The 12,168-nt window shown below is 56.6% G+C and carries 8 protein-coding genes and 3 rRNA genes; 7 read left to right on the plus strand and 4 right to left on the minus strand.

Annotated features, from left to right (window positions below; genetic code table 11):
• The first annotated feature begins 10 nt into the window (after positions 1–10).
• From gshB to ruvX, 3 genes are all read left to right on the plus strand, one after another.
• The gene (gshB, locus tag CTT34_RS00175; RefSeq protein ID WP_159340549.1) at positions 11–967 is read left to right on the plus strand and encodes a glutathione synthase; all 957 of its coding nucleotides are present in this window, start codon (positions 11–13) and stop codon (positions 965–967) included.
• Positions 968–1,033: 66 nt separating this feature from the next.
• Positions 1,034–1,591, plus strand: coding sequence for a YqgE/AlgH family protein (locus CTT34_RS00180; RefSeq protein WP_159340550.1), 558 nt, complete (start codon positions 1,034–1,036; stop codon positions 1,589–1,591).
• Positions 1,592–1,612: 21 nt separating this feature from the next.
• Positions 1,613–2,068: a Holliday junction resolvase RuvX gene (gene ruvX / locus CTT34_RS00185; protein WP_159340551.1), complete on the plus strand. Its 456-nt coding sequence runs from the start codon at positions 1,613–1,615 to the stop codon at positions 2,066–2,068.
• A gap of 12 nt (positions 2,069–2,080) precedes the next feature.
• Here the strand turns inward: ruvX and CTT34_RS00190 are convergent, their stop codons facing one another.
• Positions 2,081–3,106, minus strand: coding sequence for an aspartate carbamoyltransferase (locus tag CTT34_RS00190; RefSeq protein ID WP_159343665.1), 1,026 nt, complete (start codon positions 3,104–3,106; stop codon positions 2,081–2,083).
• Positions 3,107–3,702: 596 nt separating this feature from the next.
• Here CTT34_RS00190 and CTT34_RS00195 point away from each other — a divergent pair.
• The 4 genes from CTT34_RS00195 (at position 3,703) to CTT34_RS00210 (ending at position 10,124) form a co-directional block, all read left to right on the plus strand.
• Positions 3,703–5,235: ribosomal RNA gene (locus tag CTT34_RS00195) — 16S ribosomal RNA — on the plus strand.
• Positions 5,236–5,528: 293 nt separating this feature from the next.
• Positions 5,529–8,419 (plus strand): 23S ribosomal RNA (locus tag CTT34_RS00200).
• A gap of 142 nt (positions 8,420–8,561) precedes the next feature.
• Positions 8,562–8,677: ribosomal RNA gene (gene rrf, locus CTT34_RS00205) — 5S ribosomal RNA — on the plus strand.
• Together the 16S, 23S and 5S rRNA genes form the textbook arrangement of a ribosomal RNA operon.
• Positions 8,678–8,789: 112 nt before the next feature.
• Positions 8,790–10,124, plus strand: a complete 1,335-nt coding sequence (locus CTT34_RS00210) for a deoxyguanosinetriphosphate triphosphohydrolase (protein WP_159340552.1) — start codon at positions 8,790–8,792, stop codon at positions 10,122–10,124.
• 4 nt (positions 10,125–10,128) lie between these two features.
• On the opposite strand, the gene CTT34_RS00215 is transcribed toward CTT34_RS00210, so the two are convergent.
• Genes CTT34_RS00215 through CTT34_RS00225 form a run of 3 tightly spaced genes read right to left on the minus strand, consistent with a single transcriptional unit; the run spans position 10,129 to position 12,161 of the window.
• A complete protein-coding gene (locus CTT34_RS00215) occupies positions 10,129–11,037 on the minus strand; it encodes a nuclease-related domain-containing protein (protein WP_159340553.1) in 909 nt (302 codons plus the stop codon).
• Positions 11,038–11,086: 49 nt separating this feature from the next.
• On the minus strand, positions 11,087–11,461 hold the full coding sequence (locus CTT34_RS00220) for a translation initiation factor Sui1 (RefSeq protein WP_159340554.1): 375 nt from the start codon (positions 11,459–11,461) through the stop codon (positions 11,087–11,089).
• Position 11,462: 1 nt separating this feature from the next.
• A complete protein-coding gene (locus tag CTT34_RS00225; protein ID WP_159340555.1) occupies positions 11,463–12,161 on the minus strand; it encodes an HAD family hydrolase in 699 nt (232 codons plus the stop codon).
• Positions 12,162–12,168 lie beyond the last annotated feature (7 nt).

Consider the following 12,168-nt stretch of genomic DNA (forward strand, 5'->3'; position numbering starts at 1 on the left):
CTGTATTTCGATGAGCCAATCAACGTTGCATCTCGGTGTGGTGATGGATCCCATCAGCGACATCGCGTACAAGAAAGACACCACCTTAGCCATGCTCTGGGCCGCCCAAGAGCGCGGCTATACGCTCCACTACATGGAGCAGGACGATCTTTTCTTGCAGGCGGGTAAGGCCTATGCGCGGATGCGTCCTCTCACCGTGCACCGCAACCCTGAACACTGGTACGACCTAGGCGAAGCGACTCAACGCCCGTTGGCCGAGCTGGACGTAGTGCTGATGCGAAAAGACCCGCCGGTGGATGCCGAATTCATCAACGCGGTACACCTGCTGGGCTTTGCCGAGCGTGAGGGCGTGCTGGTGGTGAACCCCACCGCCGCGCTGCTGCAGTGTAACGAAAAGCTTTTTGCCCAGCAGTTTCCCCAGTGCTGCGCGCCGACGGTCGTCGCCAGCCGCGATGACGTGCTACGCGCCTTTCATGCCGAGCATGGCGATGTGATCTTCAAGCCGCTCGACGGCATGGGCGGCACGGGGATTTTTCATATTGGCCCCGAGGGCCGCAACATTGGCGCGGTGATCGAACAATTGACCCTACGCGGTCAGCGCCAAATCATGGCCCAGCGCTACCTGCCGGACATCAAGGATGGCGACACGCGGATTCTCTTGGTCGATGGCGAGCCGGTGCCTTACGGGCTGGCGCGCATCCCGTCGGCGGGCGAAACCCGTGGCAACCTGGCCGCAGGCGGGCGCGGCGTGAGCCGTGAACTGACCGAACGCGACCACTGGCTGATTCAACAGGTGCAGCCGATGATTCGTGAGAAAGGCCTGATGTTCGTCGGCCTGGACGTGATTGGCGACTACATCACGGAAATCAACGTGACGAGCCCTACCTGCGTTCGTGAAATCGATGATCAGCGTGGCACCGACATTTCCGGAATGCTGCTGGACGCGATCGAGCGTCGTCTGGCTTAACCGGTCACGGCGCACCCGCCCTATGACGCGAGGCTTGCCGAACCATCGGCAAGCCGTAGGAGACGCATGCAAAGTTTAAAGCACCATTTTTTGATGGCGATGCCCCATTTGGAAGACCCCAACTTTGCGGGCAGCCTGATCTATCTATGTGATCACGACCACAACGGTTGCATGGGCGTGATTGCCAACCGCCCAATGGACATCACGCTAGATGCGCTGTTCGAGCAGCTTTCACTAGGAGGCGACGATAGCCCGCATCGCAATGCGCCCGTTTACTACGGCGGCCCGATGCATAAGGATCGTGGCTTCATCCTCCACATGGGAGATAGCCAAGCGTGGGATTCCAGCATCCAGGTGGAGGACGGTATCGCGCTGACGACCTCCATGGATATTCTGCAAGCCTTGGCAGACGGTACCGGTCCCGAACACTTCCTGGTCTGTTTAGGCTGCGCGGGGTGGGACGTGGGGCAGTTGGAAGAGGAGCTCAAAGAGAACGCTTGGCTGACCGTCGAAGGCCAAGGCAGTGTGCTGTTCGATACGCCTCCTGCAGAGCGGCTAACGGCAGCGGCCGGTATTTTGGGTGTCGATCTCAATTTGATGACGCGCAACGCGGGTCATGCATGACCTGTGCGGAGAAGACCTAGCATGGCAGAGCAAGGGCAGCGTCTCATCTTGGCCTTCGATTTCGGTACGCGCCGTATTGGGGTCGCCGTGGGTAACGAGTTGCTCCACAGTGCCCGTGAGTTGCCGCCGCTGACGGCGCGGGATGGTATACCCGATTGGCATTTGGTCACGCGTCTCATCGAAGAGTGGCAGCCAGACCTATTCGTCGTCGGCTTGCCGCTCAATATGGACGGCACCGAGTCATTGATGAGCACCCGCGCCCGCAAATTTGGCAATCGCTTGCACGGCCGTTATGGGAAGCCCTGTGAAATGGTCGATGAGCGGGGCTCGACGCGCGAGGCCAAGCAGATTGCGCGTGCGGCGGGCCACCGAGGCAACTACCGAGAAGAGAGCGTGGATGGCATCGCCGCTGTACTGATTTTGGAAGGTTGGTTTGCCCACCAGGAAGGCCTTCCCGGTGGGCGCAGCGCGTACTGATCCAGCACAGTATTAACGATCGAGCGTGCCGGTTTGAGTGGGCACGAACCAGCGGACAGGTCGGAGGTCTTTCTCGATCAGGTCATCCACCTTGAGCAGCGTGGCAAAAATCGCCATCCGCATGGGGATGCCATTATCGGTTTGGCGGAAAATCGCCAACCGCGGGTCGCCGTTCAAATCGACGTTCAAATCATTGGCGCCAGGGCGGCTATCGCGGGGCAGCGGGTGCATTACGATCGTGCTTTGACTGCAGCGCTGGTCAAGAAAATCGCGGTTGACCATAAAGTCATCGGAAAGCCCCTGGAAGCTCTCGTTCATTTCATCCGTAAAGCGCTCTTTCTGAATGCGGGTGGTGTACACCACATCTAAATCGGCAAAGTCACTGGCCAATGAGTCGCGTTGCTCAATGCGATGCCCGCGAGAAGCCACTAGATCAATTAAGTAGGAAGGCATCTCCAACCCTGGTGGCGACACCAGCGTAATGCGCAGCGGGTCATAGAGTGACAGCAGCTTAATCAGCGAATGCACCGTACGCCCATATTTCAAATCACCGGTCAGCAGAATGTGCGCCCCGCTCAAGCGCTTACCCAGCCGCTGGAACTCCTTGTCGATGGTATAAAGATCCAGCAGGGCTTGGCTTGGGTGCTCGCCTGGGCCATCGCCACCGTTAATGACGGGGACATGGGTGGCGGCGGCGAATTCGGCTACCGAACCTTGGTCTGGGTGACGCATCACGATCGCATCGCAGTAGCCGCTCATGACACGGCTGGTGTCGTAAAGCGACTCGCCCTTGGCCATGGAAGAGAAGGTAAAGCCTGTGGTGTCGCACACGCTTCCCCCCAGTCGGCAGAACGCGGCATTGAAGCTCACCCGTGTGCGAGTGCTCGCTTCAAAAAACAGGTTGCCCAGCACGGCCCCTTCCAACACCCGCGTCACCTGGCGGCGACTAGCAATCGGCTCCATGCGTGCCGCCACGCGTAATAAGTGATCGACGCTATCGCGGTTTAATGAATCGACGGTTAATAGGTGCTGGCTCATCATGGACCTCATCATAAGTGGGCGTGGGTGAAGGTGGCCGCTGTATTAAGGCGCTAAGTGTAACCGCCAATCCAGACGTGCCGAAGCGGTTTCCGCTGTTCATCCGCTGTTCAATATAAGCGGGCAGATGTTCTGGCCGAGACTTTTTTCGACTATTTGATAATTAGCCCTTGCCAACCCGGCTTCGAATCCGTAAAGTACGCATCCGCTGCCGGGGACGCCAAGCGTTACCAGCGGTGCAAGAGGTTAAAAACCTCTGGTTTGTCAGGAAGTTAGCGCCGTCTCGTTATTGATTGGATCGCTCGCTTCACTCGCTGAAAACAGCGGTTGACAAACACCACGGAATGCGTAGAATACGCCTTCCTCGCTGAGGCAACACGGTTCAGGTCATCGAGCCGGCACAGCGAAACAGCTCTTTAACAATTTGATCAGGTAATTCATGTGGGCGCTTGCCGATGAGGGTGAATCATCACCTATTATCAAGGCAAGCGACTCGTCAAACAGGCTTCGGCCTAATGAATGAATTCGTTTGACCCTTGAGCCAAGTTTGGTTCGCTTCTGTGGCCTCGGTCACAGGTAAGAACCGCATTGATCTTAAACTGAAGAGTTTGATCATGGCTCAGATTGAACGCTGGCGGCAGGCCTAACACATGCAAGTCGAGCGGTAACAGATCCAGCTTGCTGGATGCTGACGAGCGGCGGACGGGTGAGTAATGCATAGGAATCTGCCCGATAGTGGGGGATAACCTGGGGAAACCCAGGCTAATACCGCATACGTCCTACGGGAGAAAGGGGGCTTCGGCTCCCGCTATCGGATGAGCCTATGTCGGATTAGCTAGTTGGTGAGGTAAAGGCTCACCAAGGCAACGATCCGTAGCTGGTCTGAGAGGATGATCAGCCACATCGGGACTGAGACACGGCCCGAACTCCTACGGGAGGCAGCAGTGGGGAATATTGGACAATGGGGGCAACCCTGATCCAGCCATGCCGCGTGTGTGAAGAAGGCCCTCGGGTTGTAAAGCACTTTCAGCGAGGAAGAACGCCTAGCGGTTAATACCCGCTAGGAAAGACATCACTCGCAGAAGAAGCACCGGCTAACTCCGTGCCAGCAGCCGCGGTAATACGGAGGGTGCAAGCGTTAATCGGAATTACTGGGCGTAAAGCGCGCGTAGGTGGCTTGATAAGCCGGTTGTGAAAGCCCTGGGCTCAACCTGGGAACGGCATCCGGAACTGTCAAGCTAGAGTGCAGGAGAGGAAGGTAGAATTCCCGGTGTAGCGGTGAAATGCGTAGAGATCGGGAGGAATACCAGTGGCGAAGGCGGCCTTCTGGACTGACACTGACACTGAGGTGCGAAAGCGTGGGTAGCAAACAGGATTAGATACCCTGGTAGTCCACGCCGTAAACGATGTCGACCAGCCGTTGGGTGCCTAGCGCACTTTGTGGCGAAGTTAACGCGATAAGTCGACCGCCTGGGGAGTACGGCCGCAAGGTTAAAACTCAAATGAATTGACGGGGGCCCGCACAAGCGGTGGAGCATGTGGTTTAATTCGATGCAACGCGAAGAACCTTACCTACTCTTGACATCCTGCGAATTCGGTAGAGATACCTTAGTGCCTTCGGGAACGCAGAGACAGGTGCTGCATGGCTGTCGTCAGCTCGTGTTGTGAAATGTTGGGTTAAGTCCCGTAACGAGCGCAACCCTTGTCCTTATTTGCCAGCGCGTAATGGCGGGAACTCTAAGGAGACTGCCGGTGACAAACCGGAGGAAGGTGGGGACGACGTCAAGTCATCATGGCCCTTACGAGTAGGGCTACACACGTGCTACAATGGTCGGTACAAAGGGTTGCGAGCTCGCGAGAGTCAGCCAATCCCGAAAAGCCGATCTCAGTCCGGATCGGAGTCTGCAACTCGACTCCGTGAAGTCGGAATCGCTAGTAATCGTAGATCAGAATGCTACGGTGAATACGTTCCCGGGCCTTGTACACACCGCCCGTCACACCATGGGAGTGGACTGCACCAGAAGTGGTTAGCCTAACGCAAGAGGGCGATCACCACGGTGTGGTTCATGACTGGGGTGAAGTCGTAACAAGGTAGCCGTAGGGGAACCTGCGGCTGGATCACCTCCTTAAACGATGTCTTCCCCTCGCGGTAAGCGCTCACAATGAATTACCTGATCAGAATGCTGTTGTTACGCAGTGATAAGCGCTGTTTTCACGTTAAAAAAAGAAAAGGTCTTTCTTTTCCTTTTAAAGTGAAAAAAGCATCCGCTTATCACTGCGCATAGCAGTCGCTCTTTAACAATGTATATCATGCTGACATGAACGTTTGTTGAAACGTTCATACGTAATTGTTAAGTGATACGTCTCAAGCGTATCCGGCAATCGTTATCATTGCGAGATACCAGACCCCTTCGGGTTATAGGGTCAAGCAATGAAGCGCACACGGTGGATGCCTAGGCAGCCAGAGGCGATGAAAGACGTGGTAGCCTGCGATAAGGTTCGGTGAGGTGGCAAACGACCTGTGACCCGGACATCTCTGAATGGGGAAACCCACTCAGCATCAGCTGAGTATCCTACGCTGAATACATAGGCGTAGGAGGCGAACCAGGGGAACTGAAACATCTAAGTACCCTGAGGAAAAGAAATCAACCGAGATTCCCCTAGTAGCGGCGAGCGAACGGGGACCAGCCCTTAAGCATGTGACTGATTAGGCGAATACGCTGGGAAGCGTGGCCATAGTGGGTGATAGCCCCGTAGCCGAAAATCTGATCATGTGAAATCGAGTAGGTCGGGGCACGAGAAACCTTGACTGAAGACGGGGGGACCATCCTCCAAGGCTAAATACTCCTGGCTGACCGATAGTGAACCAGTACCGTGAGGGAAAGGCGAAAAGAACCCCGGAGAGGGGAGTGAAATAGATCCTGAAACCGTGTGCGTACAAGCAGTAGGAGCGGACTTGTTCCGTGACTGCGTACCTTTTGTATAATGGGTCAGCGACTTATATTCAGTGGCGAGGTTAACCGTATAGGGGAGCCGTAGGGAAACCGAGTCTTAACTGGGCGACACAGTCGCTGGATATAGACCCGAAACCGAGCGATCTATCCATGAGCAGGGTGAAGATTGAGTAACATCAATTGGAGGCCCGAACCAGGATCTGTTGAAAAAGATTTGGATGACTTGTGGATCGGAGTGAAAGGCTAATCAAGCTCGGAGATAGCTGGTTCTCCTCGAAAGCTATTTAGGTAGCGCCTCACGTATCACCGCCGGGGGTAGAGCACTGTTTCGGCTAGGGGGTCATCCCGACTTACCAACCCGAGGCAAACTCCGAATACCGGTGAGTGCCAGCGTGGGAGACACACGGCGGGTGCTAACGTCCGTCGTGAAAAGGGAAACAACCCAGACCGTCAGCTAAGGTCCCCAAATCCTGGTTAAGTGGGAAACGATGTGGGAAGGCTCAGACAGCTAGGAGGTTGGCTTAGAAGCAGCCATCCTTTAAAGAAAGCGTAATAGCTCACTAGTCGAGTCGGCCTGCGCGGAAGATGTAACGGGGCTAAACCAGGTACCGAAGCTACGGGTTCATCCTCTGGATGAGCGGTAGAGGAGCGTCGTGTAAGCCAATGAAGGTGTGTTGAGAAGCATGCTGGAGGTATCACGAGTGCGAATGCTGACATGAGTAACGATAAAGGGAGTGAAAAACTCCCTCGCCGGAAGACCAAGGGTTTCTGTTCGACGCTAATCGGAGCAGAGTGAGTCGGCCCCTAAGGCGAGGCCGAAAGGCGTAGTCGATGGGAAACGGGTCAATATTCCCGTACCGGACATGATTGCGATGGGGGGACGGAGAAGGCTAGGTGAGCCAGGCGTTGGTTGTCCTGGTGAAAGTGAGTAGGCTGGTGTCTTAGGTAAATCCGGGACGCTAAGGCCGAGACACGAAACGAACGGACCACGGTCCGGAAGTCATTGATGCCACGCTTCCAGGAAAAGCCTCTAAGCTTCAGATCATGTGCGACCGTACCCCAAACCGACACAGGTGGTCAGGGTGAGAATCCCAAGGCGCTTGAGAGAACTCGGGTGAAGGAACTAGGCAAAATGGTGCCGTAACTTCGGGAGAAGGCACGCCGGCGTAGGGTAATGGGACTTGCTCCCCGAGCCCGAACCGGTCGAAGATACCAGGTGGCTGCAACTGTTTAGTAAAAACACAGCACTCTGCTAACGCGCAAGCGGACGTATAGGGTGTGACGCCTGCCCGGTGCCGGAAGGTTAAGTGATGGTGTTAGGCCTCGGCCGAAGCTCTTGATCGAAGCCCCGGTAAACGGCGGCCGTAACTATAACGGTCCTAAGGTAGCGAAATTCCTTGTCGGGTAAGTTCCGACCTGCACGAATGGCGTAATGATGGCCACGCTGTCTCCACCCGAGACTCAGTGAAATTGAAATCGCCGTGAAGATGCGGTGTACCCGCGGCTAGACGGAAAGACCCCGTGAACCTTTACTATAGCTTCACACTGGACGCTGATGTTGCCTGTGTAGGATAGCTGGGAGGCTTTGAAACCCGGACGCCAGTTCGGGTGGAGCCAACCTTGAAATACCAGCCTGGCATCATTGGCGTTCTCACTCAGGTCCGTTATCCGGATCGAGGACAGTGTGTGGTGGGTAGTTTGACTGGGGCGGTCTCCTCCCAAAGCGTAACGGAGGAGCACGAAGGTACCCTCAGCACGGTCGGACATCGTGCAATGAGTGCAAGAGCATAAGGGTGCTTGACTGCGAGACAGACACGTCGAGCAGGTGCGAAAGCAGGTTCTAGTGATCCGGTGGTTCTGTATGGAAGGGCCATCGCTCAACGGATAAAAGGTACTCCGGGGATAACAGGCTGATACCGCCCAAGAGTTCACATCGACGGCGGTGTTTGGCACCTCGATGTCGGCTCATCACATCCTGGGGCTGAAGTCGGTCCCAAGGGTATGGCTGTTCGCCATTTAAAGTGGTACGCGAGCTGGGTTTAGAACGTCGTGAGACAGTTCGGTCCCTATCTGCCGTGGGCGTTGGATGTTTGAGAAGAGCTGCTCCTAGTACGAGAGGACCGGAGTGGACGACCCTCTGGTGTTCCGGTTGTCACGCCAGTGGCATTGCCGGGTAGCTATGGTCGGACGGGATAACCGCTGAAAGCATCTAAGCGGGAAGCCCCCTTCAAGATGAGACATCCCTGAGGCCTAGAGCCTCCTAAAGGGCCCAGCGAGACCAGCTGGTTGATAGGCACGGTGTGGAAGCGCTGCAAGGCGTTGAGCTAACGTGTACTAATGGCCCGTGAGGCTTGACCCTATAACACCCAAGGGGTCTGGTCGCGATGATAACGATCGAGTGGATCGCCACTCAGAAAACCGGATACGCATCCGCCAGCCAAGGCGCTGACGGACAAGAGACGATCACACAACATTCAGCATGATATGCATTACCTGTTACGCCTGACGACTATAGCACGCGTGAACCACCTGATCCCTTGCCGAACTCAGAAGTGAAACCGCTTAGCGCCGATGGTAGTGTGGGGTCTCCCCATGCGAGAGTAGGTCATCGTCAGGCACTTATACCGCAAAGAACCCAGCCAAACGGCTGGGTTTTTTGTTTGCCCGTCGATCCCGTCGTTTTATGTCAGCATTTTTATGTCAGAATGTGCACTCCAAGGAGGAGCGCTATGACACAAATGCAATGGGATCAGTTACTTTCCCCACGACGCCTTCACGATAAACGAACGGACAGCACCCGGGAAATTGGGCGTAGTCCCTTTCATAAAGATCATGATCGCATTGTCTTTTCCGGCTCTTTCCGACGCTTGGGGCGTAAAACCCAAGTGCACCCTCTGACGGAAAACGACCACATTCACACCCGCTTGACCCACTCTCTCGAAGTTGGCTGCGTCGGCCGTTCGCTTGGGATGATTGTGGGCGAGCTGCTGCGGGACCGTCTCCCTGACTGGATCACCCCCGCAGATTTGGGCGTGATCGTGCAAACCGCATGCCTTGGCCACGATATCGGTAATCCGCCCTTTGGCCACGCCGGTGAGTACGCGATACGCGATTGGTTTCGCCGTGCCCAGGGAAGTGGCCTGCTGGATGGCTTGTCCGATGCCGAGCGAGACGATCTGTTGACCTATGAAGGCAACGCGCAGGGCTTCCGCGTCATCACCCAGATCGAGTACAACCAGTTCAACGGTGGCATGCGCCTATCGGCGGCAACTTTAGGCACGCTGCTGAAATATCCATGGACGGTCCGCTATAGCGGGCGGGCGGGTAAGTTTGGCTGCTACCAGTCAGAGCAGGCGCTATTGAAAGAGGTAGCGGATGCGGTGGGATTACTTCCCCAAGGAGAGCAGCGCTGGTGTCGCCACCCGCTGGCCTGGCTGGTCGAAGCAGCCGATGATATTTGCTACGCCTTGCTAGACCTGGAAGACGGTCTGGAGATGGGCATTCTGCGCTACGAGGAAGTGGTCGAGATTCTGCGTCAAATCGCTGGTGAGTTTCCGCCCGAATATGCCGAGATGCAGCGTAAAAATGTCTCGCAACGCCGCCGGATCGCCCTACTCAGAGGCGCCGCCATGGAGCGTGCCGTCAACGATGTGGGGGCTGTCTTTGTACAGCATGAGCAGGCGCTGCTCAGCGGTACTCTCAGCGAGGATTTGTTGGAGCTGTGTCACCCGGATTTAGGCTGGGGAGTGCAGTCCGCCAAACAACTCGCCCGAGAGCGCATTTTTCAGAATGAGCGCAAGGCGAAGCTGGAGATTGGTGCCTACACCACGCTGGGTATCCTGTTAGAAGCCTTCATCGGTGCCGCTCATGAGCTGCACCACACCGGGCAAAGCTCTTTTAAGCACCAGCGGGTACTGGCGTTAATTGGCGAGAACACCCCGCTACCCTCTTGGACCCTCTATGACAGCTACCGGCGCATGCTGGACTTCATTGGCGGGATGACCGACCACTACGCGGTCGATCTTGCCCAAGAGATGGGGGGCGGCTACGCGGCGACTGAATGAGGCATTAGACAGACGGTTGGCGGAGGTGCTTGAGCTCCATCAACCGTGCCCGCTCTAGCAAAACATGAATGACCTTGTCATGAATGGCATCGCTTAGCTGTCCTGGCGTGATGTCGGTCAGCTGCTTGGCCAGCTGTTCGCCGCTGACCACGAGAATATCCGGCGAGGCTTCGCTGGTGTCGATTTCCCAGCCGGGCAAAACCAGGACCCCTTTCACCGGTACCGGTACACCGCAGCGGCGCTCTAACCACTGGCTCAGCCAGCTGACACCCTGGCGCGTTTTGTGCAGCGGCCGCCGCTCCTGCCAGTGCGGGAAGCGCAGCCGCTCACGCTCTACCGCCACGCAGTTCAACTCTTTGCCATTGCTACCAATGGCCAGTGCCCTGGCGCGGGTTTCCACGACGAATACGCCGTGAGGGGTGACCACCACATGGTCAATGGTGAAGCTATCCGTAGGGACGTCATGAAACACGTAATAGGGGTGCGCTTCAGGGCGAACCAGACGTTCCAGCTCTTGGCCTACGGCAAGTTCGCAGGCAAGCCCCAGCTTCAAGCGGCGGATGCGCTGATAGTCACGCACCAACAGCAGCGAAAACGCCAACACCAAGAGTGTGCTCAGCAGGCCATACAGCGCCCACTCGACCCAGTCCTGTTTATCGACGAAGAGCATTCGTCCCATGCCGTAGACCAGCGGCGCAAGGCTGACCAGAGGCCCTAAAGTGCCGTTAAGAAACAGGCTTGAAAACGCTTGATCGAGCCGATGGCGAAGCGCCTGCCCCGGCTCGCGGAGCGGCGCATCGAAGGGGGAATGAACGCGGGCATCGTGAAGACTACGCAAGGCTAATACGATGCCGCCCATCGCTGCCATGGGAAACAAAAAGATGAGCGGTAGCAGGTATTCCAACCAAACCATTATCGTGCCTTGCCCTTTCGCCATGAGCCGGGGATGTGCGTTGTCCGCTTCAACCGCCCGCCAATTTCACCTGATAACCCATTGAGGTTAAGGCATCGCGCAGTGTTTCGCGATGGTCGCCCTGGATTTCTATCACACCCTCTTTAACGGCGCCGCCGGTGCCGCAGCGCTGTTTGAGTGTTTTGGCCAGTGCCTTGAGCTCCCCTTGGGGGAGCGGCACGCCGCTGATGGTCGTGACTCCCTTGCCTTTACGACCGCTGGTCTCACGGCGGATACGAACGATCCCATCCAATTCGGCAAGCCGCGCTTGCTCGCTGGTGGCCTCACAGCGGCAGTCGTCGATGGGGGCTCTGCAGTCAGGGCACGTTTTGCCATGCTCGGTGGAGTAAACGAGGCCACTTAGCTGATCACGTAATGAAGCCATACTATTTCTCTGTTGAGTGATGAGGCATTGCGGCCTGCCATCGCTCGTGGGTCAGTTGCTCGACAACGGCAGGCAGCTGATACATGTTACTCATCATGATAGCGCCTTCCGGCGTTGCTTCGGCATCGGGAAAGCGATTCAGATGGATCACGGTCATGCCTGCTTGCAGCGCCGCGTGAACACCGACCAGCGCATCGTCGATGGCAATGCAGTCCTTCGCCGCAAACCCCATGATACTGGCTGCGTGCAGATGTAAACAGGGCTCCGGCTTCCAGCAGTTAGCGGTATAGCCACTAAACAGCCGATGACCGAAATAGTCGCTGAGACCGGTCGCCTTTAGAGCGGTACGAATCTTGGTTTCAGGCCCATTGGAGACCACGGCGCTGGGGTAGTGGGCCAGTGCATCGAGCGACTCGCGCGCGCCGGGAATGGTGGTGAGCTCATTGGCGAGGCGCTCCGCCAGTTTGGCGCGCATGGCTTGTTCCATGCGGTTCAAGCGCTCGGCATCAACCTCGCCATAGCGGGTTTGCAGTTCTGCCACGATACGTCGGAAGCGGGCCCCCCGAAACTCGCCAAGATAATCGGAAGAAGCAAAGGGGAGACCGACCGTATTGAGGCCGCGAGCCATCTCTTCGGCCAGTAGGGGTTCGCTATCGACGAGGGTGCCATCACAATCAAACAGCAGAAGTGGGAGCGGCATGGGAGTT

Origin of the sequence: Halomonas meridiana (genome assembly GCF_009846525.1) — a bacterium.
Lineage (GTDB): Bacteria > Pseudomonadota > Gammaproteobacteria > Pseudomonadales > Halomonadaceae > Vreelandella.